20 protein-coding genes are annotated in these 24,638 nt (G+C 62.3%); 12 read left to right on the top strand and 8 right to left on the bottom strand.

Annotated elements, in window-relative coordinates; genetic code table 11:
* The first annotated feature begins 6 nt into the window (after positions 1 to 6).
* Together rsmD and QN219_RS01305 are read left to right on the top strand one after the other, a co-directional pair.
* The gene (rsmD, locus tag QN219_RS01300; protein WP_283997371.1) at positions 7 to 567 is read left to right on the top strand and encodes a 16S rRNA (guanine(966)-N(2))-methyltransferase RsmD; all 561 of its coding nucleotides are present in this window, start codon (positions 7 to 9) and stop codon (positions 565 to 567) included.
* 57 nt (positions 568 to 624) lie between these two features.
* Positions 625 to 1,509 carry a patatin-like phospholipase family protein gene (locus QN219_RS01305; protein ID WP_283997373.1) on the top strand — a complete coding sequence of 295 codons (885 nt, stop codon included), beginning with the start codon at positions 625 to 627 and terminating at the stop codon, positions 1,507 to 1,509.
* Between the two features lie 6 nt (positions 1,510 to 1,515).
* Here QN219_RS01305 and QN219_RS01310 read toward each other — a convergent pair whose 3' ends face one another.
* A complete protein-coding gene (locus QN219_RS01310) occupies positions 1,516 to 3,375 on the bottom strand; it encodes a monovalent cation:proton antiporter-2 (CPA2) family protein (RefSeq protein WP_283997375.1) in 1,860 nt (619 codons plus the stop codon).
* A 149-nt stretch (positions 3,376 to 3,524) separates the two neighbouring features.
* Between QN219_RS01310 and QN219_RS01315 the strand changes: the two genes are divergently transcribed.
* From QN219_RS01315 to lpxK, 6 genes are all read left to right on the top strand, one after another.
* Positions 3,525 to 4,871: a TldD/PmbA family protein gene (locus tag QN219_RS01315; protein ID WP_283997376.1), complete on the top strand. Its 1,347-nt coding sequence runs from the start codon at positions 3,525 to 3,527 to the stop codon at positions 4,869 to 4,871.
* 64 nt (positions 4,872 to 4,935) lie between these two features.
* Entirely contained in the window at positions 4,936 to 5,754 is an 819-nt protein-coding gene (locus QN219_RS01320) for a 3'(2'),5'-bisphosphate nucleotidase CysQ (RefSeq protein WP_283997378.1), read from the top strand.
* Positions 5,755 to 5,810: 56 nt separating this feature from the next.
* Positions 5,811 to 6,047, top strand: a complete 237-nt coding sequence (locus QN219_RS01325; RefSeq protein ID WP_283998226.1) for a DUF4170 domain-containing protein — start codon at positions 5,811 to 5,813, stop codon at positions 6,045 to 6,047.
* A gap of 91 nt (positions 6,048 to 6,138) precedes the next feature.
* Positions 6,139 to 7,452 carry a lipid IV(A) 3-deoxy-D-manno-octulosonic acid transferase gene (gene waaA, locus QN219_RS01330; protein WP_283997380.1) on the top strand — a complete coding sequence of 438 codons (1,314 nt, stop codon included), beginning with the start codon at positions 6,139 to 6,141 and terminating at the stop codon, positions 7,450 to 7,452.
* 21 nt (positions 7,453 to 7,473) lie between these two features.
* Positions 7,474 to 8,178 (top strand): HAD family hydrolase, encoded by a 705-nt coding sequence (locus QN219_RS01335; protein ID WP_283997381.1) that lies wholly within the window; start codon positions 7,474 to 7,476, stop codon positions 8,176 to 8,178.
* 242 nt (positions 8,179 to 8,420) lie between these two features.
* Entirely contained in the window at positions 8,421 to 9,467 is a 1,047-nt protein-coding gene (lpxK, locus tag QN219_RS01340) for a tetraacyldisaccharide 4'-kinase (protein WP_283997383.1), read from the top strand.
* A gap of 23 nt (positions 9,468 to 9,490) precedes the next feature.
* On the opposite strand, the gene QN219_RS01345 is transcribed toward lpxK, so the two are convergent.
* Entirely contained in the window at positions 9,491 to 9,724 is a 234-nt protein-coding gene (locus QN219_RS01345) for a DUF2093 domain-containing protein (RefSeq protein ID WP_283998227.1), read from the bottom strand.
* Between the two features lie 105 nt (positions 9,725 to 9,829).
* Positions 9,830 to 11,629, bottom strand: coding sequence for a DNA mismatch repair endonuclease MutL (mutL, locus tag QN219_RS01350; RefSeq protein ID WP_283997385.1), 1,800 nt, complete (start codon positions 11,627 to 11,629; stop codon positions 9,830 to 9,832).
* A 391-nt stretch (positions 11,630 to 12,020) separates the two neighbouring features.
* Here mutL and QN219_RS01355 point away from each other — a divergent pair, with 391 nt between their 5' ends.
* Entirely contained in the window at positions 12,021 to 13,745 is a 1,725-nt protein-coding gene (locus QN219_RS01355) for a response regulator (protein ID WP_283997387.1), read from the top strand.
* A gap of 266 nt (positions 13,746 to 14,011) precedes the next feature.
* Positions 14,012 to 15,358 (top strand): bifunctional diguanylate cyclase/phosphodiesterase, encoded by a 1,347-nt coding sequence (locus QN219_RS01360; RefSeq protein WP_283998229.1) that lies wholly within the window; start codon positions 14,012 to 14,014, stop codon positions 15,356 to 15,358.
* Here the strand turns inward: QN219_RS01360 and QN219_RS01365 are convergent.
* On the bottom strand, positions 15,328 to 16,299 hold the full coding sequence (locus QN219_RS01365; protein ID WP_283997389.1) for a LysR substrate-binding domain-containing protein: 972 nt from the start codon (positions 16,297 to 16,299) through the stop codon (positions 15,328 to 15,330). The two genes, QN219_RS01360 and QN219_RS01365, sit on opposite strands and share 31 nt — an antisense overlap.
* 91 nt (positions 16,300 to 16,390) lie before the next feature.
* Here QN219_RS01365 and QN219_RS01370 point away from each other — a divergent pair, with 91 nt between their 5' ends.
* Positions 16,391 to 17,938 carry a trimethylamine methyltransferase family protein gene (locus QN219_RS01370; RefSeq protein WP_283997390.1) on the top strand — a complete coding sequence of 516 codons (1,548 nt, stop codon included), beginning with the start codon at positions 16,391 to 16,393 and terminating at the stop codon, positions 17,936 to 17,938.
* Positions 17,939 to 17,965: 27 nt separating this feature from the next.
* Positions 17,966 to 20,014: an NADH:flavin oxidoreductase gene (locus QN219_RS01375; protein ID WP_283997391.1), complete on the top strand. Its 2,049-nt coding sequence runs from the start codon at positions 17,966 to 17,968 to the stop codon at positions 20,012 to 20,014.
* A gap of 156 nt (positions 20,015 to 20,170) precedes the next feature.
* Here QN219_RS01375 and QN219_RS01380 read toward each other — a convergent pair whose 3' ends face one another.
* The 4 genes from QN219_RS01380 to QN219_RS01395 form a co-directional block, all read right to left on the bottom strand.
* Positions 20,171 to 20,812, bottom strand: a complete 642-nt coding sequence (locus QN219_RS01380) for a PRC-barrel domain-containing protein (protein ID WP_283997392.1) — start codon at positions 20,810 to 20,812, stop codon at positions 20,171 to 20,173.
* A gap of 592 nt (positions 20,813 to 21,404) precedes the next feature.
* Positions 21,405 to 23,129 carry an IlvD/Edd family dehydratase gene (locus QN219_RS01385; RefSeq protein WP_283997393.1) on the bottom strand — a complete coding sequence of 575 codons (1,725 nt, stop codon included), beginning with the start codon at positions 23,127 to 23,129 and terminating at the stop codon, positions 21,405 to 21,407.
* Between the two features lie 79 nt (positions 23,130 to 23,208).
* Positions 23,209 to 24,093 carry an SMP-30/gluconolactonase/LRE family protein gene (locus tag QN219_RS01390; RefSeq protein WP_283997394.1) on the bottom strand — a complete coding sequence of 295 codons (885 nt, stop codon included), beginning with the start codon at positions 24,091 to 24,093 and terminating at the stop codon, positions 23,209 to 23,211.
* Positions 24,093 to 24,638: 2-dehydro-3-deoxy-6-phosphogalactonate aldolase (locus QN219_RS01395; protein WP_283997395.1), on the bottom strand; the 546-nt coding region annotated here is incomplete at its 5' end. The genes QN219_RS01395 and QN219_RS01390, both read right to left, overlap by 1 nt.

The following is a 24,638-nucleotide window of genomic DNA, read 5'->3' on the forward strand; positions in this document are numbered from 1 at the left end:
CCGAGCGTGCGCATCGTCGGCGGAGAGTTTCGTGGCCGCACACTGGCCGCGCCCAAGTCCAACGATATTCGTCCGACAACTGACCGGACGCGCGAAAGCCTGTTCAATATTCTGAGCCACGCCTATCCGGAGGCGCTCGACGGCACCCGGATGCTCGATCTTTTTGCCGGTACCGGCGCTGTCGGGCTCGAGGCCCTGTCGCGTGGCTGCCGGCAGGCGCTCTTCGTCGAGCAGGGCGTCGAGGGCAGGGGCCTGCTACGGGTCAATATCGAGACGCTCGGCCTTCAGGGACGCGCAAAGATTTTTCGTCGCGATGCGACCGACCTCGGGCCGGTCGGGACGATGGAGCCGTTTCATCTGGTTTTCGCAGATCCGCCCTATGCCAAGGGACTCGGTGAGCGCGCGCTTGCGGCGGCCGCGGCGGGCAGGTGGCTCGTCCCAGGGGCCTTGGCTATTCTGGAGGAACGCGCTGACGTGCAGCCTCAGCCGCCCGCGCAATTCGAACCGCTTGATGTGCGCGCCTTTGGCGATACGCGGATGCACTTCTACCGCCTCCGCGGCGATTGACTCGCTTGCCTATGGGTGGCGGGTCGAGCGGTCGGCGGATGAACGGAGACCAGGTTGATGAAACAGGAAGCCCTGTCTGACACGATGCCAGCCGCGACCGGGCGTCGACCGACGATCGCACTGGCTCTGGGCGGCGGCGGTGCACGCGGCCTGGCGCACATTCACATCATCGAGGCCCTCGACGAGATGGGTATCCGGCCCGTGGCGATCGCCGGTTCGTCGATCGGCGCGCTCATGGGCGCGGGAATGGCGGCCGGCATGAGCGGCGAGGAAATCCGGCAGCACGTCCTCTCGACCGTCGGTCACCGCGGTGAAGTGCTCAACCGCCTCTGGCGCTTGAGGCCGGCCAGCCTGTCCGAGGCGATGTCGACTGGTTTCCGCTTCGGCCAGTTCAACATCGAACGAGTCTTGAAGGCCTTCCTGCCCGAAGCGGTCCCCAACCGTTTTTCCGATCTGCTCATCCCGCTGAAAATCATGGCGACGGACTATTACGGCCAGACGGAACACGTCTGTGAAAACGGCGATCTGCACCAGGCACTTGCGGCTTCCTGCGCCCTGCCGGCCGTTTTCATGCCGGTGAAGATCGATGGCCGCGTCATGATCGACGGCGGCATCTACAATCCCATCCCTTTCGATCATCTGCGTGGCTTGGCCGACATCGTACTCGCCATCGATGTCGTCGGCGGACCTGATGGTGACGGCAGGACGATCCCGAGCCGCATCGACAGTCTGTTCGGAGCGAGCCAGCTCATGATGCAATCCATCATCGCGATGAAAATGAAGGCGGGCGCACCCGACATTCTGCTGCGCCCCGATGTTGGTCGGTTCCGCGTCCTCGATTTCTTCCGTGCTCATGAGATACTGGCGGCCACCACCGGCACGAGGGAACAGGTCAAGCGTGCACTCTCCGAACGGATCGAGAGCTGGAGGAATATCGGCTGAGGCTTCTCAGTCCGTCCCCGCCAGCGTCTCGTCCCGCCGTTGCCGATCCTCCGCGGGAAGGGTCGGCAGGATCCGCTCCTCGGTGTCGGCCGAGTGGTTCACTTCACGCTTCGGCTTGACCAGCGGCTCCGGTCGGACCGGTCGCGAGTGCAGCATGTCGCGGCCCGCGGTAATGCCCTCGGCCTCCTGCAGAACGAGCCGCGCTTCGTCGCGGCGGCGGATATCGTCCATAATGGAGATTGCTTCTTCGTTGCCCACACCCAGCGCTTCCAGCGTCTTGCGACCGAAGAGCAGGCCGGATTCGAAGGTCTCGCGCAACTCATAGTCGACACCCCTGGCGCGCAGTTCAAGCGTGTGCAGCCGGTCGTAGGAGCGGGCGAAGATGCGCGCGTTCGGGTATTCCGCTTGGACGAGGCCGATGATCCTGTCCGTCGTTTCCTTCTTTTGCGTGCAGACCGCGACGAGCTTCGCACGCTCGATACCGGCGGCCCGCAGCACATCCAACCGCGTGCCGTCGCCGAAATAGATGCGAAAGCCGAAGGTTGCCGCCTGGCGCACGCGCGCGGCGGAGTGGTCGATGATCGTCACGTCGCGCCCTCCGGCGAGCAGGATCTGCGCCGCGATCTGGGCGAAACGCGAGAAGCCGATCATCAGCACGTCGGCGCCGGCGCCCTCGAAATCCTCATCCATCTCGTCGGCCATTTCGTCCTGTTCGTGCATCAGCCGCTTCGAGAGCGTTGCCGCGACAGGTGTCAGCGCCATCGAAAGCGTTACGATGGCGACGAGCAGGGACGAGGTTCCTTGCGAAAACACCCCTGCCGCAGCCGCCGCGGTGAAGAGCACGAAGCCGAATTCGCCGCCTTGTGGCAGAAGAAGGCCGATGCGGAGCGCGTCATTGTGGCGCGAGCCGGTGATGCGGCAAAGCCAGTAGAGCACGGCGCTCTTCACCAGCATCAGCAACGGCACTGCCACTATGATCAGGAGATAGTTCTCGACGATGACGTTGAGTTGCAGCGAGAGGCCGACGGCCATGAAGAACAAGGCCTGAAGGATGCCGCGAAAGGGTTCGATGTCGGCCTCGAGTTCATGGCGATAGGACGACTCCGCCAAAAGCACGCCGGCAAGAAAGGCGCCCATAGCCATGGAAAGACCGGCGAGTTGCATCAATGTTGCCGCACCCATGACGACGAGAAGGGCTGCCGCGATCATGACGTCGCGCGCTCCGGTGCGGGCGATCACCTGGAAGAGCGGATTGAGCAGATAACGACCCGCGAAGAAGAGGACTGCGACGGCGCTGACCGCGATCGCGAAGTCCTGAAAAGGCGTCGTCGCGTCTTCCGGTGCCTGCGCTGCCATCAAGGGGATCAGGGCGAGCAGCGGAACGATCGCCAGATCCTGCAGCAGCAGGATGGAAAAGGCGCGCTGGCCGTAGCGCGTATTGGTATCGTTGCTCTCGTCGAGGATCTGCATTGCAAAGGCCGTCGACGACAGGGCAAGCCCGAAACCGGCAATGATGCTTCCCCTCCATTCGAGAAGACCGGCGAACGCGATCAGGAGGGACAAAGCGAGGCCGGTCACGACAACCTGTGCTGCACCCAGCCCGAAGATATCGCGCCGCATTTGCCACAGGCGCGATGGCTTCAATTCAAGACCGATGACGAAGAGTAGGAACACGACTCCGAGTTCCGAAACGTGCAGAATCTCCTCTCCCTCGGTAATTGTTTGCGCGACCGGGCCGATCAGGATGCCGGCTGCGAGATAGCCGAGAATCGTGCCGAGCCCCAGGCGCTTGAAGATCGGTGCCGCAAGCACGGCACCGCCGAGCAGCATTAGTGCTTGGGTATAGAGAAACGATGTCGTTTGCATGCTCGATGTTCTCGTTGTGACGGCTTCAGGGATCCCACACGCGGGGCTTTTTGCCGAATATCATTTGGATGCTGGGACGGGAATCAAGACGATGCCCTTGATGCATGGTTCAGTGCACAATAAATGGGACAGGAATGAAAGGCCAAATCATGTCTGAGATGATCGATTCCGCTGCGTTGGAAAAGCAAGCCGCCGAGCTCGTCGAACTCGCACGCGGGGCTGGTGCAGACGACGCGGACGCGGTCGTCGTGCGCGGCCGCTCCCGTTCCGTTTCGGTCCGGCTTGGCAAGGTCGAAGCGACGGAAGCCTCGGAAAGCGATGACTTTTCGCTGCGGGTGTTCGTCGGGCGCCGTGTCGCAAGCGTCTCCGCCAATCCCGGTTTCGATCTGAAGCTGCTTGCGGAGCGGGCGGTCGCGATGGCCAAGGCTTCGCCCGAAGACCCATACGCGTCCCTGGCGGACTCCGACCGACTCGCGAAATCCTATCCGGACCTCGATCTCTTCGATGCCAGCGCCGTGTCGACCGAAGCATTGACCGAGGCCGCGCTTGCCGCGGAGGACGCAGCGCTTGCCGTGTCCGGCGTCACCAATTCAAGCGGTGCCGGTGCTTCTGCCGGCATGGGCGGGCTCGTTCTGGTCACGTCGCATGGTTTCTCGGGCTCCTATATGGCGACCCGCTTTGGCCGCTCCGTCAGCGCGATCGCGGGCGAGGGCACGAAGATGGAGCGTGACTACGATTTCGACAGTCGCCTCTACTACGATGATTTGCGTACGGCCGACGACATTGGCCGCGTCGCCGGCGAGCGGGCGGTCGCGCGCCTCAACCCGCGCCAAGTGCCGACTGCAAAGAACGTCACGGTCGTCTTCGATCCGCGCATTGCGCGCGGTTTCGTCGGTCATCTCGCGGGCGCGATCAACGGCGCGTCGGTGGCGCGCAAGACAAGCTTTCTGCGCGACATGATGGGCAGGCAGATCATGAAGGCGGGGATTGCGGTCACCGATGACCCGCTGATCGTTCGCGGCGCCTCCTCGCGGCCCTTCGATGGCGAGGGGGTCAGCGGTTCGAAGCTGTCGATGGTCGAGGACGGTGTGCTGCAGCATTGGTTCCTGTCGACCTCGGCGGCCAAGGAACTCGGTCTTGAAACCAATGGACGCGGCGTTCGCGGCGGCCCCACGGTCAATCCCGCCTCGACCAATCTCGCCCTCGAGCCCGGATCGATTTCGCGCGACGATCTGATAAAGAGCGTCGGAACGGGTTTCTACGTCACCGAGCTCATCGGCCAGGGCGTGAATATGGTGACGGGAGAATATAGCCGCGGCGCGTCCGGTTTTTGGATCGAGAACGGCGAAATTACATTTCCGGTGTCCGAGGTAACGATCGCTTCCAATCTCAAGCAGATGTTCATGGCCTTGACGCCTGCCGACGACATCGACAGGAAATTCGGCATTGCCGCGCCGACACTTGCCATTGAAGGCATGACGCTCGCCGGAACCTGATCGCGAGTGCCGTGTTCCTCTAACATTGAGGCGCGCGATGCCGGTCTTGCGCGTATGGAGTTGAATGTCAGAAACAGCCCGACCGCTCGCCTCCGTCTGGAGCGAGGACCTTGAGCTGATCCTCGCCGCGGCGATCGCCGCAGGCGACACGGCGCTCGGATATTTTCGCAAGACCTTTGACGTCCGCTGGAAGAACGAGGGCCGTTCGCCGGTGAGCGGGGCTGATCTCGCCGCCAATGATATCCTCAAGGGAAGACTGCTTGGTGCACGCCCCGATTATGGTTGGCTTTCCGAGGAGACGGATGACGACGAGAGCCGCCTTTCACGTGAAAGCGTCTTCGTGGTCGATCCCATAGACGGAACGCGCGCCTTCATCTCCGGCCGCGATCTCTGGTGTGTGAGCGTCGCTCTCGTCCATCGGGGGCAGCCCGTTGCGGCCGTGCTCTATGCGCCGGCGCTTGGTGAGGTTTTTCAGGCGACCCGCGACGGCGAGGCACTAAAGAACGGCGCTGCGATCGCTGTGCGCACGCTCGAACCTCAAGGGACGCTGAAGGTCGCGATGGCCGAGGATCTGGTCGGCAAGTTGGCTCCGGCCTATCGCAAAAAAGTCGTGCGCGTGCCGCATGTGCCGTCGCTTGCCTATCGGCTGGCGATGATCGCGGATGGACGGATCGACGGGACCATCGTCAAGAAGAACTCGCATGACTGGGATCTGGCCGCTGCCGACCTCATTCTTGCGCGGGCTGGCGGCGTGCTCTGCGGGCTCGACGGCGTGCCTTTGTCCTATAATCGCCCCATTGTCACGCACGGCTTTCTTGGAGCAGCCTCTAGGCCGGCGCTCCCGGCTTTGCTGGCCGCCTCGCGCTTGCTGGAGCCCCATTGACCTTTGGGGGCGAATGCCGCAAATCAACGCCACGCTTCAAAAAAAATGGACCCCCGATGGCTCAAGAATCCGTGAAAAAACAACGTTTGCACCTCGTCTTCGGCGGTGAGCTGACGACGCTCACGAACGTCCAGTTCCGCGATCTGGACAAGCTCGACATCGTCGGCATCTTTCCCGATTACGAAAGCGCTCTTGCCGCCTGGAAGGCCAAGGCGCAGATGACGGTCGACAACGCCCATATGCGCTATTTCATTGTTCATATGCATCGTCTGCTCGATCCGGAAAATGATTGATGTCGGTGTCGTTGGGACGCATGCGGCGTGCCTGCGCCCGGGCTGTGTGTACCACCCGCGTGAAGCTGCGCATGAATGAGGGCGCGTTTTCATGAGCGGCCTTCGTGCACGGCTTGCGCTCTCCAGCTATCGCTGGATCGGGACAGCAATCTATCCTCTGGTCTGGTCCTATCTCGCCATACGCGCAGCGAAGGGCAAGGAGGACCCGGCGCGCCGCCGCGAGCGTTACGGTTATGCGAGCGCGCCGCGCCCACAGGGGCCGCTTGTCTGGTTTCATGCAGCGAGCGTCGGGGAAACGGCAGCCGTCACACCGCTGATCAAGGAAATCCGCCGTCGCGGCATTGCGGTGGTACTGACCACCGGCACGACGACGTCGGCCCGAGTGGCCGCAGAACGGCTGGGCTCCAGCGTCGTCCACCAATATGTGCCGCTCGATTTCAAGCCGGCGGTGAGCCGCTTTCTCGACTATTGGGAACCGGATCTGGCGATCATCGCGGAATCGGAAATCTGGCCGATGACCATCATCGAACTCGGCAAGCGGCACATTCCGCAGGTTCTGGTGAATGGTCGTCTTTCGGACCGGACCTTCGCGCGCTGGAAAAAGCGGCCGTCGCTGGCAGATGCACTCTTCGAAAACCTGGCGCTCGTCATCGCGCAGTCCGACGTGGATGCTGACCGGTTTCGCACGCTGGGCGCCCTCCCGGTCATGGTCTCCGGCAACCTTAAGGTCGATACCGACGCCCCGCCGCATGATCCGAAGGCGCTCAAGGAATATCGCCAGCAGATCGGCACCCGCAAGACCTGGGCGGCGATCTCCACCTTCGAGGGCGAGGAGAATGCCGCGGCCATCGTTCATGGTGCATTGAAGGACAGGACGGGTCTCTTGACGATCATCGTGCCGCGTCATCCTGAGCGATGCGACGCGATCGAGGCGGCGCTGGTCGCCAAGGGCTTGAAGGTCGCGCGGCGGACGCGCAACGACCCGCTGACACCGGATGTCGACATTTTCCTTGGTGACACGATTGGCGAAATGGGTCTCTATCTGCGGCTGACCGAAGTCGCCTTCGTCGGACGTTCGCTCTTCGCCGAAGGCGGACAGAACCCGCTGGAGCCGGCTATGCTCGGCTGCGCGGTGCTTTCCGGCGGCAACGTCCAGAATTTTCGCGAGACCTACCAGATGCTTGCCAAGAACGGCAGCGCCAAGATCGTGCGCGATGTCGAAATGCTGGCCAAAGGCGTCAACTATCTGCTCGGCAACGACGACATGCGTCGCTCGATGATCGACGCCGGTCTCGAAAGCGTGCAACAGATGCGTGGCGCGCTGACGGCAACGGTCAAGGGACTCGAGCCCTATATCAACCCGCTGGTCGTGAAGGCGCGGCTGGAGCCGCGTGTCGAAGGCTGAAGCACCGATTGCGGATGGATCATGGTCGCCTCGAAAACAATCGCCGGCATTTTGTTCGACAAGGACGGCACGCTTCTTGACTACGTGAAGAGTTGGGTACCCGTGAACTACGAACTGGCGCGCATTGCGGCCAAGGGCGACGAGCAGCTGGCGAGAGTGCTGCTTCAGGCTGGCGGAATGGACCCGGACAGCGGGTATGTTGCACCGGATAGCCTCCTTGCCGCCGGCAACACGGTGGAAATCGCGACGGGCATGGTTTGTGCCGGTGCGCCCTTCACCATCGAGGAATTGACGACGCTTTTCGACGGCCTCTTTGCACAGTCCGCAGACTATGCCGTTCCGGTAACCGATCTCGGAGCCTTCTTCGCCGGCCTGCATTCAAAGGGCTATCGTCTGGGCGTCGCCTCGAGCGACAATGAACGATCGATCCGGGAAACCGCCAGACGCTTCGGTTTCGACGGCTACCTGCATTACGTCGCCGGCTATGACAGCGGTCATGGCGTCAAGCCGGAACCGGGCATGGTGCTCGGCTTCTGTGCGGCGACGGGGCTCGAGCCACATCAGGTGGCGGTCGTCGGCGACAACAATCACGACATGCACATGGGTCGCAATGCCGGCGTCGGCCTGACGGTCGCCGTCCTGACCGGAACAGGCTCGCGCCAGTCCCTTGCCGCGGCCTCGGATCATTGCCTCACCGACATAACCGAACTGGAAGCGGTGCTTTAGCTCTGGGGCACCGTCCGGCTTGCCTTTTTTCCCGTTCTGACGTTTTTTGTCCGTCGCGTCGTTCAGTCCAGCGCGGCTGCGGCGGAGCTACCGCATGTTTCCTTAAATCGGAGCCGATTTGAGGATAAGAACTTCAAGTGCTACAGCGACTTTCGCGTGTCTTACCAGACACACGGCGCTGTAGGGGGCGCTTTCCTGGCCGGTTTGGGGGCAGGGCAGGTCGTGGAGGCAGATTAGACAGAATGGTTTCCGAAGCGCCACCGTTCTGGTGGACCAAGGCTGATTGGCGCGCCTATGCGCTCTGGCCGTTTTCCTGGGTGTACGGCCGCGTCGCCGGCATGCGCATGGATCGAGCCCGCCGCGCCTCGGCGCCGGTGCCGCTCATCTGTGTCGGCAACTTCACCGTCGGCGGGGCTGGAAAGACGCCGACCGCCATCGCGCTTGCGCGAGCGGCCAAGGCGAAGGGGTTGAAGCCGGGCTTCTTAAGCCGCGGCTACGGCGGCTCGCTGGACGTCACGACGATCGTCGACCCGCATCACCACCGTGCCCGCGACGTCGGCGACGAGCCGCTGCTGCTTGCCCGTGAAGCGTTGACCGTCGTCTGCCGCCGCCGTGTCGAGGGCGCGCGCAAGCTCGCCGCCGAAGGCGCCGACATCATCATCATGGACGATGGCTTTCAGAGCGCGCGGCTTGCATTCGACTTCGCCTTGCTTGTGGTCGATTCCGGGCGGGGCATCGGCAATGGACACCTCGTGCCCTCGGGACCGGTTCGCGCACCCATCGGCGACCAGTTGCGGCACGCAACGGCGCTTCTGAAGATCGGCAACGGATCTGCGGCCGACCCTCTGGTCCGCCGCGCGGCCCGGGCAGGCAAGCCCGTCTATGCGGCGGAAACCATCCGGATCGACGACGGGCAGCTTGCAGGCGTCAAGGTTCTTGCCTGGGCCGGTATCGCCGATCCGGAGAAGTTTTTCCGGACCGTGCGCGAGACGGGTGCGATCATCAAGGAGACGCGGAGCTTTCCGGATCATCATCACTTCTCCGACGATGAAATCGGCGACCTGCTCGATCGCGCCGCGAGCCAGGGCTACACGCTGGTGACCACATCGAAGGACATGGTCCGTCTCGAACCCGGACATGGAAGGGCGGGAGAGCTGGCGCGCAGGAGCAAGGTGATCGAAATCGACGTGCGCTTCGACGACCCGTCAATCCCCGGCAAAGTCATCGACCGGACGCTTGCCGCCGCGCGGACGCGCAAGCTCCGGGAGGGGAAAGCAGTTACTCTCTGACGGGGCTAACGAAACCGGCTTCTTCAGCGCCGCTGGTTGGGGAGCGCGCCGGCACGTTTTTCCGCTTCTAGGGAGGCTGCGGCGTCCACATAGGGCTCCTGCCGGGCGACGCTCCAGTAGCGCAACTCGTCCACTGGGATCGCCTTGCCCGTCATGGCACAGACGACGTGCGATCCGGCAAGCACGATCTGGACGTCGCCATCGAGATAGCGGATCTTCGCCTCGCGCGAAGAACTTCCTTCAAAGCGGTTCATCATTGCCTGCGTCTGCCTTCTCACTTTCGATCGCTTCCCTGATCTATCCCAGTGCCCGGAAAAACACCAGTGCGCGCGGCGCGCAACTCGCGGGCTGTCGATCGCTCGTCAGCTGCGGCCGAAGAGCCGTTCGATATCCGAGAGCTTCAGCTCGATATAGGTCGGCCGGCCGTGATTGCACTGGCCAGAGCCCGGTGTCGCTTCCATCTGGCGAAGCAGCGCGTTCATCTCCTCCGGCCGCATGCGGCGGCCAGAGCGGACCGAACCGTGACAAGCCATCGTCGCCGCGAGATATTCGAGCCGCCCTGCAAGGCCCGTTGCCGTATCCCATTCCGCAAGCTCGTCGGCGAGTTGCCGCACCAGGCCCGCCGCATCCACTTCGCCCAGCATGGCAGGCGTTTCGCGCACGGCGATCGCCCCCGGCCCAAAGCGTTCTATCACGAGGCCGAGACGGGCGAATTCATCGGCATGCGTCATCAGTCGGTCGCAATCGTCCTCGGGAAGATCGACGATCTCGGGGATGAGCAGCGTCTGTGCGGGTACCGGGCGGGAATGGAGCGCGGTCCGCATGGTCTCGAAGACGAGGCGCTCATGCGCGGCGTGCTGGTCGACGATGACGAGGCCATCGTCCGTCTGCGCGACGATGTAATTTTCATGGAGCTGCGCACGCGCAGCGCCAAGCGGAAAGGATGGAGCAGTTGCGTCAGAAACACGTGTTTCGTCCGCTGGAGCGGTGGACCGTGCCGACGGCTGCGAGAATTCCGCAAAGGCTCGCTGCGTTGTCTCTGCGAAGCCGTTCGCTGTTTGGTCGAAATGCATCGGCCGATAGGGCGACGCCGCCGGCGTCCAGGGCTGCGGCGGCCTCTGCATCTCCAGCCGGAAGGCGCGCATCATTCCGCTTGCGCCGGTGGTCGCGGCACGGTCCCCATCGCGTGCGAGCGCCTCGCGGATCGCGCCGATGAGCAATCCACGGATCAGGCCCGGATCGCGAAACCGGACGTCCGACTTCGCCGGATGGACATTGACATCGACGAGCGCCGGGTCGAGCTCGATCGACAGCACGGCAACCGGGTAGCGGCCTTGTGGAATGGTTTCGGCATACGCGGCGCGGATGGCGGACAGGATGAGCTTGTCCTGCACCGGCCGACCGTTGACAAAGACATATTGTTGAAGCGAGTTGCCGCGGTTGAAGGTCGGCACGCCGGCGAACCCCGTAAGCCGGGTGTCCTCCCGTTCGGCTTCGATCTCTATTGCATTGTCGCGGAAATCCTTGCCGAGTACCTGCGCCATCCGAGTCAGGCGGTCTTCGCCGGTGGCGGGGAACTCCAAGGTCGTGCGGTCGGAGCCCGAGAGCACGAAGCGCACCTTCGGGAAGGCGATCGCCATGCGGCGGACGACCTCGGAAATCGCGGCGGCCTCCGCCTTTTCCGATTTCATGAATTTGAGTCGGGCAGGGGTTGCGAAGAAAAGGTCGCGCACCTCGACGACGGTGCCCACATTGGCAGGTGACGGGCGAACGGTTTCGGTCCTGCCGCCGGCGATAGTAATCGCTGCGCCCTCATTCGCGCCGGCCGTTCGCGTCGTGATCGACAGGCGCGCGACCGATCCGATCGAGGGCAGGGCCTCGCCGCGAAAGCCGAGAGTCCGGATATCGGTTAGGCTGTCACTGATCTTGGAAGTGCAATGGCGCTGAACCGCCAGAGCGAGATCGCCCGGCGACATGCCACTGCCGTTGTCGGTCACCCTGAGCAGTGTCTTGCCACCGCCCGCAGTTGCGATCTCGATTCTGGTCGCGCCTGCGTCGAGCGCATTCTCGATCAGCTCCTTTGCGGCGCTGGCGGGCCGCTCGATGACCTCACCGGCGGCGATCTGGTTGATGAGTGTTTCTGAAAGCTGTTTGATGATCATGACCCATTTTCCCGGATTCGGCGCGCGAGGGAAAGGGCCTTGTGCGGCGGTGCCGTCGCAGACGGCGCGATCACGAGGCGATCGGTCTGGAAAATGCGGCCATGATTTAATCCCGCTTTAACGTTCTGCTGCGATTTTCCACAACAACCTGAATGAGAACGGGTTTTGTCTTTGGAGCTCCGCGGCGTTGCTGGACGCCGCGCCCCGCATTCCGCCCGAAGAGACGCCTTCCGAGGCCAACCAGCATGTCCCGGAATGAAACCGCCGCCACAGCGCCGAGTGTCTTTTCAGACGCCCAAAGGCCGCTGTAAACTTTGGATTGCTGCATCGTTTTGTCCTAAATCGTTTCCGATTTAAGGAACCATGCAGAGGGCGAAATGAGGACAGCGCGATGAACGATGTGGCGTCGGGCGGCGCAGACATCAACAGGGTCATTCTCGAGTCGAATTGCGACGCGCTTGGCCTTGCTTTGCTTGTCTGCGGTCGAGACGACACGATCCTGTTCGCCAGCCCCTCGATGCTGCAGTTCTTTCCGGTTCCAGCCCGCCTTTTGGCGCCCGGCACTCGGCTTCGCGATTTTCTCGGTGCCGTCTATGACACCGGTGTGCGCCCGGGAACATTGCCTGAGAACAGCCGCCGCCGGACAAACAGGGAAGATTGGATCGCCGAGCATATGGCGCTGCATTGGCGCGAGCGCTACGAGAATGTTGAGCGGGCGGGCCGTACCCGCTGGGTCTCTCTGCGCAAGCGCCGGTTGTCGAGCGGTATCGGCATCTTGTCCGTCACCGATGTTTCCGAACAGAAGAAGCGCGACGAACAGGTTCAGACCGATCTAGAACGCGTGGAGCTGACGGAAGAGATTCTCGACGCGCAGCCGAATCCGATCTGCGTCAAAGACCGAAACCTCAACTACATCGCCGTCAATAAGGCGTTCTGCACAATTCATGATCTGACGCAGGAGACGGTCCTCGGGCGCTCCGCCTGGGATCTCGTAGATGCCGAATTGGCGGAGCGGTTCGAACAGTCGGATCGACTGGTGCTCGAAACCGGCAAGCCATATTCGGAAGCGGAACATATCGTGCGCGCCGATGGGAGCGATCTCTGGGTCGTGACGCGCAAATATCGCATCGGCATGCCCGGCCGCCATTTCGTCGTGACCTGCATGAACGATGTCACCGATATTGCGGCCTGGTATCACGGCACGGGTGAGAACAAGGGCGGCAGCGGTCTGCAGATTCTGGACTACAGCATCTTTACACCGGCACAGAATTTCTACGATCCCTTCCGTGCATTGAATGTTCAGCAACTGGTCGAGGCGGGATCGATGATCGAGACCCTGCCCGCGCGTGGACTGCGCGTGCTGCTGGCGACCGGCGACCGAAGCGTGGAGGAACGGCTCGTTGCGCGTCTGCGCGGTTCCGGTCTCGATGCCTGTGCTGTGCGCAACATCGACGAACTCGAGACTTTCGCATCGGCTGCCGAACGTTTCGGGGTAAAGCTCGATATCCTGGTGCTCGATGGCGCCTTCTCGGAGTTCGCGCGTGTCCTTGCCGGCTGGCATGCAAGCCCTGTCCTCAAGATCTCCGGCGACATCGATGCCGGCCACCTGCTCGCGGAGATCTTTCGCGCTTGCGCCGAGCGTCCACAGGCGCGGGCGTCGCTTTCGCAGGCGGACTGGGAAATCTCCTTTGAAAGCGATGTTGCGCCCGGAACGCACGCGCCGGACATTGAAGTGCTGGTCGCCGAGGACAATCAGATCAACCAGTTCGTCTTCGCCCAGATACTCGAGGGACTTGGGGTTTCCCATCGGATCGCCGCGAATGGCAGGGAGGCGGTAGAGCTCTGGCACGAACTTCAGCCGGCATTGGTCCTCATGGACGTCTCGATGCCGGTCATGAACGGCTTCGATGCCGCAGCGGCCATCCGCGATGCCGAAAAGGGGACTGGTCGACGGACACCGATCATTGCGGTAACCGCGCAGGCGCTCGATATCGACCTTCGGCAATGTGAAGCGGTCGGGATGGACGACCACATCATGAAACCGGTCAGCCCGGACATGATCGAAGCGATCCTCAGAAAATACATGCCCACGGGGAACATGCGTGCCGTCGGCTGAGGCTTCAATCCTGTCAATTCTTCAGAATTAGGGATGCCGACGGAAGATTTGATAGCGAGGCGATATGGGATTGTTAACCCCCGATTGTCATCGTCTGCATCGAACTGCCAGAAAGTGTAGAGCCTCGCAGCAATGAATGCGTTTCGTCCAGCCGCCCAGCCACTGCTTTCGCCGATGCGGGAGATCCATGTCCGTCGGCGAGGATCGCTGCGCCGCGGCCGTTTCGCAGCGCCTGCGCCAGTCCGCTGCGAGAGCTTGCGGCCATGATGTGGAGGCAGGCCGCAGGTCATGAGATTGTCGAGGTGCCGCCTCCCGTGCCGCTCATCGATCAACTGACCGGCTTGGGTAATGGCCGGCATTTGCGGCAAAAGGTCTGCGAGCTTGCCGCGGAACGCGCGAGCGACCCGGCGCCGTTCACCATAGGCCTTGCCAATCTCGATGGCTTCAAGCCGATCAATGACCTGTTCGGGCCGGAAGCTGGCGATCAGATCCTCTGCCAGGTCGCACACCGCCTGAAAGCCTGCGTTCCGGAAGGTGCGACCGTGACACGCACTTCGGATGACGAGTTCGCATTCGTCCTGCCGCTGATCTTCGAGCGCAAGGGCGCCGAAAAGCTTGGCCGCGTGCTGAAGGAAGTGCTGTCGGCGCCCTTCGATCTCGGCGACCGCAACGTCCGCCTGTCGGCGTCCTTCGGCTTCGCGGTCTATCCTTTCGCCGGCAATAGCTTTGAAGACCTGCTGAAGAGCGCCGACACAGCGCTCTATCGGTCGAAACGGCGCGGTCGTGGCCAGATCACCGTCTATTCGCAGGAGATAGCCCAGGAGATGAAGCGCGCCACGCAGCTCGAACAGGCGCTGCGCAACGCGATCATAGCCGATCAGGTCGACGTGCATTTTCAGCCCATCGTCGACCTTCGCAGCGACACGGTCGTCGGCTTCGAAGCGTTGGCAAGATGGTGCGACGCGGATCTCGGCTACGTTTCGCCATCCGTGTTCGTGCCACTTGCCGAAGAGCGCGGTTTTATCGAGTCGCTGGCGGAAACGCTTTTGCGCAAGGCAGCACAGGCCGCGCTGTCGTGGCCGAAGGAGCTTTTCCTTTCCTTCAATCTCTCCTCTGCGCAGCTGATGGATACCGCGACCAGCGCGCGTCTGCTGTCGATCATCAACCAGGTCGGGCTCGACCCACGCCGGCTGGAGCTTGAAATCACCGAGACAGCGGTGATGGCGGATGCGGACGTGGCGCAGAAGATCGTTTCCGAGTTGCGGGCGGCGGGCGTGCGCGTCTCGCTCGATGATTTCGGGACGGGACAATCGAGCCTCGGCCGGCTGCGGGATTTTTCCTTCGACAAGGTGAAGATCGATCGCGCCTTCGTCTCCCGGATCTCCGCCGATCGCGCGTCGGAACATATCATCAAGGCCATCGTCTCGATGTGCGAAGGGCTGGAGCTTGAGGTCGTCGCCGAAGGCATCGAGGATTTTTCCGAAGCGCTGAAGTTGAAGGCGCTCGGCTGCGGCATGGGGCAGGGCTATTTCTACGGCAAGCCGGCGGACGCCGTTGCGACGATGCGTTATCTTTCGGATCGCTATCGCGACGTTGCTGCGGCATCGCGTTGACGGCCGCCTTCATCGGCACCGACCGCGGAACGATCATGCAATCCCTCGTCGAGTAGCCAGTCCCTGATGCGCCGTGCTTGCGTGTTGAGTTCGCGCGACCGCGGCCAGACGACATAGAATGCATGTCCGGTCTTCAACACGTGCCCGCCCACCGGAACAAGTGCGCCGGAGCGGACCTGCCGCTCGATCAGGTGTTCCCAGCCGAGCGCGATTCCTTCCCCGGCAAGCACTGCCTGGATGACCAGCACGTAGTCGTTTATCGTAAGCCGTCGCCCCTGCGCAGGATCGGCAAGACCCGCACTCGCGAACCACTCCGTCCAGTCGCAGGCCCGCCGCACGGGCTCTTCGAGATGGATGAGATTGTGTCGCATCAGGTCGGCCGGCGTCTCCGGCAGGCCATGCGCCTCGATATAGGCGGGCGTCGCGACCGCGTTGACCACTTCCTCGGCCAGCAGAGCCGCATGATATCGTGGCCAATGGCTGGGATCTCCGCCTCGAACGCCTAAGGGAATGGGTTCTTCGTCGAGATCGAGGTCGCGCACGCTGGTCTGGATGCGAAGATCGATCTCCGGCAGGTCTTCGCGCAGCCGCGTCAGCCGCGGAAGCATCCACATCGAGGCAAAGGCGGTCGAAGCGGCGAGCGTGACATTCGTCTCGCGACCTTTCGCACGAATATCCTCGGCCGATTTCTGGATCCGCGACAGGCCAACGGACACGTCCGCATGGAATTTTTCGCCTGCCTCCGTCAATTCAACCGCGCGGTGCACGCGGTGAAACAGCGGCACGCCGAGTTGGTCCTCGAGACCTCGGATGGCGTAAGATACGGCCGCTTGCGTCATTCCGAGCTCATTTGCGGCGCGGGTGAAATTCTGATGCCGGCCGGCCGCCTCGAAAACGATGAGGCTGGCGGCGGAAGGAAGCAGGCGGCGCAGATTTCCCATAAATGCAGCTTATAGAATGCGTCAAATTTTTCCAGCGTTACAATCACGTTGATGGTCACTAGCATCATGAGAAATGATGGGAGGTTGGCAAATGGAAGCATCGTCGGCAGCAACGGGAGAGGCGTCTCGGCGAACCCGAGGTGCGAGATCGCAGCGACGGGAAGCCGGCAGGAATCTCGGCATTCCCTTTATCGTCCGCAACATACCGACCTACGATGTTCTCGGCGAGGAAAGCCTGCAGCGGATCGAGCGGACCGCGGATCGCATCCTCGCCGAAGTCGGGATCGAGTTTCGCGACGATGCCGTGGCACTTGATCACTGGAAGCGAGCCGGCGCGAAAGTCGATGGGGTCCGGGTCACCTTCGAACCCGGCATGCTGAAGGAGATCGTCCGTTCCGCACCGCCGCAGTTCACCCAGCACGCCCGCAATCCTGCCCGCAGCATCGAGATCGGCGGCCGCAACGTCGTCTTTTCCCCGGCCTATGGTTCTCCCTTCGTCATGGATCTCGACAAAGGCAGGCGCTACGGCACGATCGAGGACTTCCGCAATCTTGTGAAGCTCGCCCAGTCGAGTCCGTGGCTGCACCATTCCGGCGGAACGATCTGCGAGCCGGTCGACGTGCCCGTCAATAAGCGCCACCTCGATATGGTCTACAGCCACATCAAATATTCCGATCGCGCCTTCATGGGCTCGATTACGGCCGAGGAGCGTGCAGAGGATTCGATCGAAATGGCGCGGATCCTCTTCGGCGCCGATTTCGTGGACAAGAACTGCGTCATTCTCGGCAACGTCAACGTCAATTCGCCGCTCGTCTGGGACGGAACGATGACCAGGTCGTTGCGCGCCTATGCGCGCGCCAACCAGGCGGCGGTCATCGTGCCCTTCATCCTGGGCGGAGCGATGGGGCCTGTGACCAATGCCGGCGCCATCGCCCAGTCCTATGCCGAAACGCTTGCCGGCTGCGCGCTGACGCAGCTCGAACGAAAGGGAGCGCCGGTGATCTTCGGCAACTTTCTTTCCTCGATGTCGCTTCGCTCGGGCTCGCCCACTTTCGGGACGCCGGAGCCGGCGATCGGCAGCATGGTCGTCGGGCAGCTCGCCCGCCGGTTGGGCCTGCCGCTGCGCTGCGCCGGCAATTTTTCCAATTCGAAGCTGCCGGACGCCCAGGCGATGCAGGAGGGCGTCATGTCGATGCTGTCGGCAGTCCATTGCGGCGCCAACTTCATCCTGCATTCGGCGGGTTTCGTCGATGGTCTGCTCGCGATGTCCTACGAGAAGTTCGTGATGGATACCGATTTCTGCGGAGCGCTCCACTCCTATCTCGCCGGCGTGGTCGTCGACGACAATGCGCTTGCGATGGATGCCTTTCTGGAGGTTGGACCGGGCAGCCATTTTCTCGGCTGCGATCATACGATGCGCAACTATCAGACCGCTTTCTGGGACAGCGCGCTGTCGGACAACGAACCGTTCGAGAAGTGGGTCGAGCAGGGCGAGACGGACATGGCGACGCGCGCCAACCGAAGCTGGAAGAAGACGCTGGCCGAATATGAAGCGCCGCCTCTGGATGTAGCAATCGACGAGGCTCTGATGGACTATGTCACCAGACGCAAGAACAGCATGCCCGACGCCTGGTACTGACCGGCACGACAGCCCAAGGACCGTTGAATGACCCTCTCGAAAGACCCGCTGCTCCAGCCTTACCGTCTAAAGCATTTGACTCTCAAGAACAGGATCATGTCCACGGCCCATGAGCCGGCCTATTCGGAAGACGGCATGCCGAAGGACCGCTATCGGCTCTACCATCTGGAAAAGGCCAAAGGGGGGATCGCGCTGACGATGACGGCCGGCTCGGCGATCGTTTCCGAGGACTCGCCGCCGGCCTTCGGCAATCTCTACGCCTACGCGGATGAAATCGTGCCATGGCTGAAGAAGATCGCCGACGACTGTCATGAGCACGGCACCGCCGTCATGATCCAGTTGACACATCTTGGCCGTCGCACGAGCTGGAACAAGGGCGACTGGCTACCGGTGCTGAGCGCCTCTCCGATCCGCGAGCCCGCGCATCGGTCCTTTCCGAAGGAAATCGAGGAGTGGGACATCGAGCGGATCGTCAGCGATTATGCAGCGGCCGCCAGCCGCATGCAGGCCGCCGGCCTCGACGGCATCGAGATCGAGGCCTACGGCCATCTGATCGACAGCTTCTGGTCGCCGGCCACCAATCATCGCGATGACGAATATGGCGGCTCGCTCGACAATCGCCTGCGCTTTATGAATCTGGTGCTCGACGCCGTGCGCAGGACGGTCGGTCCTGATTTCATCGTCGGGACGCGCATGGTTGCGGACGAAGACTGGGACCAGGGCCTGTCGAAGGAAGAAGGCGTCGAGATCGCGAGGCGGCTCGCCGATTCCGGCAAGCTCGACTTCCTGAATATCATTCGCGGCCATATCGACCACGACGCGCCGCTCACCAAGGTTATCCCTATCCAGGGCATGGCCGCCTCGCCGCATCTCGACTTCGCCGGAGAAGTTCGGGCGGCGACAAAATTTCCGGTCTTTCATGCCGCCCGCATCGCCGACGTCGCAACGGCGCGCCACGCGATCGCCGAAGGCAAGCTCGACATGGTCGGCATGACCCGCGCCCATATCGCCGATCCGCATATCGTCAGGAAGATCGAGCAGGGACGCGAGGCCGAGATCCGGCCCTGCGTCGGCGCAACCTATTGTCTCGACCGCATCTATGAGGGCGGAGGCGCCCTCTGTATCCACAACGCGGCCACCGGGCGCGAGGCGATCGTGCCGCACGTCATTTCGAAGAGCGACGGACCTCGCCGGCGGGCGGTTGTCGTCGGAGCGGGACCCGCCGGCCTCGAGGCCGCGCGCGTGCTCGCCGAGCGCGGCCACTCGGTCGAGCTGCTGGAGGCGACCGGCGAAGCTGGCGGCCAGATCCTACTTGCGGCGCGAAACCCCCGCCGCAGGGAAATGATCGGCATTGTCGACTGGCGGCTTTCCGAACTCGAACGGCTGGGTGTTCCGATCCATTACAATGTTTTTGCCGGCGTGGAGGACGTGCTAGAGCGTGAACCGGATCTCGTTGTCGTCGCGACCGGCGGCATCGCCCAGAATCCCACGCTCGGGGCAGGCGACGACCTCGTCGTTTCGAGCTGGGATATCATCGCCGGCACGGTGAAGGCCGAGGGGCCGGTGCTGCTCTATGACGACAACGGCGCGCACAGCGGCATGACCGCTGCGGAACTGATAGCCAGAGCCGGCATCGAGCTCGAAATCGTCTCGCCCGAGCGCATGTTCGCGCCCGAGGTGGGCGGCATGAACCATGTTCCCTATGCGAAGGCCTTCGCCGAGAAGAATGTGCGGGTAACGATCAACACCCGGCTGAAATCGGTGAGACGCGACGGCAACTCGCTTGTTGCGACGCTGGGTTCCGATTTTTCCGAGACCGCTTCCGTTGAGCGGCGGGTCGCGCAAGTGGTCGTCGAGCATGGAACGGTGCCGATGGCCGAACTCTACGTGGAACTCAAGCCGCTGTCCCGCAATCTGGGCGCGGTCGACTACAAGGCTCTTATCCGTCGCGAAAACCCGATTGCCGTTCGCAATCCCGAAGGGACGTTCGACTTGTTCCGGATCGGCGATGCGGTGGCGAGCCGCAATATCCATGCGGGCATCTACGACGCGCTGAGATACGGCGTTCTGTTCTAGGGAAATTCCGGAAAGCCTAAAGGTTTCCGTTCGGAATTGCGTAGTTTTCGGAGAGTTAGATCATGTTTCAATGAAATGATCTGACCCGCAAAAAAAGCGGCGCATAGCGCGCCGCTTTTTCGGGCGTTAGGAGCGGGAGGTCCGCTCGGTGCCAACTTACTGCTGAGGTGCCGGCTGCGTCGGCGTTGCCGGCGTCGTACCCGTCGACGATGTCGTCGATGTGTCGACTGGCTGCGCGGACTGGCGCTCGGCCATTAGCTGCGCCTTCGTCTTGAACTCAGGTGCGGCCTTCAGCGTGTCAGCCGTTTCGGTCGTCGTCAGTTTCAACGCTGCCGTGTCGGCCTGCTCGGCGATCTCGATCCGGTCGAACGGGACCGCGACGTTCTTCTCGCCGATACCGAGGAAGCCGCCGACACCGATCACTGCCGCTTCGACACCGCCGTCCTTCTTGATGATCAGATCGTTGATTTCGCCGATGCTTTCATCGGCGGCATTGTAGACCGATTGGCCCACATAGGTGCTAGTGGCGATCTGGTCGTCCTTCTGCTCGGTCAGATAGTCCGCTTCAGCGGTCGTATCAGCAGGCGCTTCAGTACCAGCCGGAGGAGGCTTCTGGGCCTGATCGGCTGCCGGAGGCTCTGTCGCGGGCGGAGTTGTGCCGCCCGGCTGCATCTCCGTGGGTGCCGGTTCGGCCGGAGGCGGGGGAGTTGTGGTCTGCTGTGCGAAACTTGTCGGGGCAAAGGTAACGCCCACGAGAAGCGCGCCAGCCGCAACGGAAGATACAAGTTTCTTTGTCATATCAGACTGCCTTTCGTTGACGTTGTCGATCACCCCCGCGGCGTTGGCAAACGGCCTCCCCACCGCGCTGGTGATACTCAAGCAACGTCCGGCAGCGAAATCTGTTCCGTAAAAAATGCAAGTGTCTGACCGGGCCAATGGCGACGATTCTACCTTTGGATGCTTTGTCTTGGCAGGATCAAGCGGTTGGTCGCCGTGTCACGCAAAGTCGGCTAACGAAATCGTTTCTTTGTTTAGGCGTAGCTAAATCTAGGCCGGCAGACAAGTCTTCTCGGATCGCTCCAGGCGAATACTTTGAGAGAGCGACGAAATTCGCAGTGAAGGTCCCCGATCTTAATGATCCGGGACCTTCCTGTTCAATGATCAGTGGGTTTACATGGAGCGTCGATGACGTCCCTGAGCAAGTCCAGGAGCAGCGTCTTCCGTCCCAAATTGCGTTGTTTCAAAGGGTTGGACATCTCAATGTTTCAATGGAACAACGAAATGATCCTGAAGCGCCGTGCGTTCAAATGAACGCACAAAGGACGCTCCAGCACTTTGATTCTCGTGCATCTTATCCGCTTTCGGTGATTCCACCTGAAAGCGGGATGCTCTAATGGCTTTCGCGTTGCACGTCGCTGCCGCTCTTGCCGACGAGGAAATCGAGGTCGGCACCCTTGTCGGCCTGCAGTACGGTCTCGTGATAGAGCTTATAGTAGCCGCGGTGCCATTTTTGCTCCGGCGGCTGCCAAGCGGCCATGCGCGTTTGGAACTCCTCCTCGCTGATCAGAAGGTTCAACTCGCCCTTCAGGGCATCGAGGCGGATACGATCGCCGGTCTTGACGATCGCAAGCGGACCGCCAGCGTTGGCTTCCGGGCTGACATGCAGGACCACGGTGCCGAAGGCGGTGCCGGACATCCGCGCATCCGAAATGCGCACCATGTCGCGAACACCCTTTTCGACAAGCTGGCGCGGGATCGGCATGTTGCCGACTTCCGCCATGCCGGGATAGCCCTTCGGGCCGCAGCCTTTGAGAACGAGGATCGTATCCTCGGTCACCGGCAGATCCGGATCGTCGATCTTGGCCTTGAGGTCCTCGATCGTCTCGAAGACATAGGCAGGGCCTTCGTGCGCGAGCAGATGCTCGCTCGCAGCCGATGGCTTTATGACAGCGCCGTTGGGAGCGAGATTGCCTTTCAGCACGCGGATGCCGGCCGCCGCACGCAGCGGATTGTCGAGTGGCCGGATCACGTCGTCGTTATAGACTTCCGCGCCCTCCCAATATTTGCTGATCGGAACACCGAAAACGGTCGGCGCGTCCGGATGAAGCAGATGCTGAATGCGGTTCATCACGGCGGGAAGACCGCCGGCATAGGCGAGATCCTCGATGAGATACTTGCCCGACGGCATGCAATTGACGATGCAGGGAACCTGACCCCCGACCCGATCGAAGTCTTCAAGACAGATGTCGACCCCGGCCCGGCCGGCAATCGCGAGCATGTGGACGACGGCATTGGTCGACCCGCCGACGGCGGCGTTGGCGATGATGCCGTTCTCGAAGTTTTCCTTCGTCAGGATCTTGGACAGCCTGAGGTCCTCGTGCACCATCTCGACGATCCGTTTGCCGGTCATGTGCGCTAGCGCCATGCGGCGGGCGTCGACGGCAGGAAGTGCCGCGTTGGTCGGGAGCGAAAGGCCCATGGCTTCCACCACGGAGGCCATCGTCGTTGCGGTGCCCATCGTCATACAGACGCCGGGCGAGCGCGACATGCCGCTTTCTGCGGCCATGAATTCCTGCAGGCTCATTTCACCGGCCCGCACGGCTTCCGAGAATTTCCAGACATCCGTGCCCGAACCGATGTCCTTGCCTTTCCATTTGCCGTTCAGCATCGGTCCGGAGGAAACGACGATCGTCGGCAGGTCGACGGAGGCAGCGCCCATCAATTGGCCCGGTGTCGTCTTGTCGCAGCCGCCGAGCAGCACCACGCCGTCGATCCCGTGGGCGCGGATCGCCTCTTCGACGTCCATCGCCAGGAGGTTGCGGAAGAGCATGGCGGTCGGGCGCATCTGCGTTTCGCCGAGCGAGGAAACCGGGAACTCGACGGGAAAGCCGCCGGCTTCCCAGACGCCGCGTTTGACGCCTTCGGCCAGAACGCGCAGGTGGCTGTTGCAGGGCGTGAGCTCGGACCAGGTGTTACAGATGCCGATGATCGGTCGTCCGTCGAAAACATGGTCAGGGAAGCCCTGGTTTTTCATCCAGGACCGATGGATGAAGCCGTCCTTGTGAGTTCCGCCATACCAGTGGCGGCTTCTCAGTTCCTTTTTCTTTTCGCTCATCCGAATCCCTCCCATGACGATTCATCGCATGGTGCAATTGTATGACTTTTTGGCGATCCGACGCCAGCCTTTGTTGTGATCAGAGCAGGAATGCGGGCTCGAACCGACCTTTGACCTCGATGCCAAGGTCGAAAGTCTTGCCGGCATCTGGATCGGCCGCCCGTGCGGCCCCGTCCATCCCCTGCCAGGCTGACGTCACCAGCAGCCGGTCGGCCTTCGCTCCAAAGAAGGCGGGGCAGCTGGGCTGCGTCGCGGGCACGGCGTAGCGGGCGATCTTTTGGCCGTCCGGCTTATAGACGTCGACGGAACTTGCGCCCCAGCGCGCGTTCCAGATCAGCCCGTCGGCATCGCAAACCGCGCCGTCGAGACCGCCGGGTGACGAACTCTCGTCGGCAAGAACGACGGCGTCGCCGGTCGGAAGTGCGGTAGCGGGATCAATATCGACGCGCATCAGCTGGTTGACGTCCGTATCGGCGAAATACGCCGTGGCTCCATCGGGCGAGAAGCAAATTGCGTTCGGAATGCTGATGTTGCCGTAGAGCTTCGTCACACGGTTGCCGGCGACGTGGTAGATGGAGCCCGAATGTTTTTCCGCGCCGCGCCCCATCGTACCGATCCAGAGAGCGCCGGAAGGATGGACGCGACCATCGTTGGAGCGGTTGGCAGGCTCGTCCTCGAGCAGGGCGAAAGGGGAGAACTTGCCGCTTTCCGTATCGCGAAGGAAGAGACCCTGGTCCGACGCAATCAGCTGGCGTGCGGGATCAATGACGGCAAGCACGCTCCCGAGAAAGGGCAGGGGGTGAACCGTCTTTCGGCCGCTTTCGATATGCAGCTCGTGCAGTTCCTGGCCGGTGATGTTGAACCACCAGGCGGTGCCGCTGCCGGGGTCGAAGGTTGGGCCTTCGCCGAGCGCGGAGTCGAGATTGCAAAGAATGCGGCCAGAGAAGGGAACGGGATCGATCATCATTGCCCCCCATAAACGGTGTCGTATGCTTCGAGCGTCGCCTTCGCTCGCTCTCCGACCTCCGCGGCGGTCATACCGGGCTTGTAGAGACTCGAACCGAGGCCGAAGCTGCGAACGCCGATCTTGGCGTAGTCGGCGAAGTTGCTCTCCGACACGCCGCCGACGGCTGCGATCTCGATATCGCTTGGAAGAACGGTGCGGATCGCCGCAATGCCCGAGGGGCCGAGTACGCTCGCCGGAAAGAACTTGAGACCGGTCGCGCCCGCGCTGGCGGCGGCAAGAGCCTCGGTCGGCGTGAAGACGCCCGGCATCGTCACCATGCCTTTCGTCGCGGCAAGCTTGATCACTGACGGTTCGACATTGGGGCTCACCATCAGCCGTCCGCCGACGTCGGCGAGTTGTTCCACTTGCGCGGTCGTCAACACGGTTCCCGCGCCGATCAGGCAGTCGGCAGGCGCCATCTTCAGGGCGATTTCGATGGAGCGAAACGGATCGGGCGAGTTCAGCGGGATTTCGATTGCGGTGAAGCCCGTTTCTATCAGGGC

The organism is Sinorhizobium sp. 8-89, from assembly GCF_030124325.1.
Classification (GTDB): domain Bacteria; phylum Pseudomonadota; class Alphaproteobacteria; order Rhizobiales; family Rhizobiaceae; genus Sinorhizobium.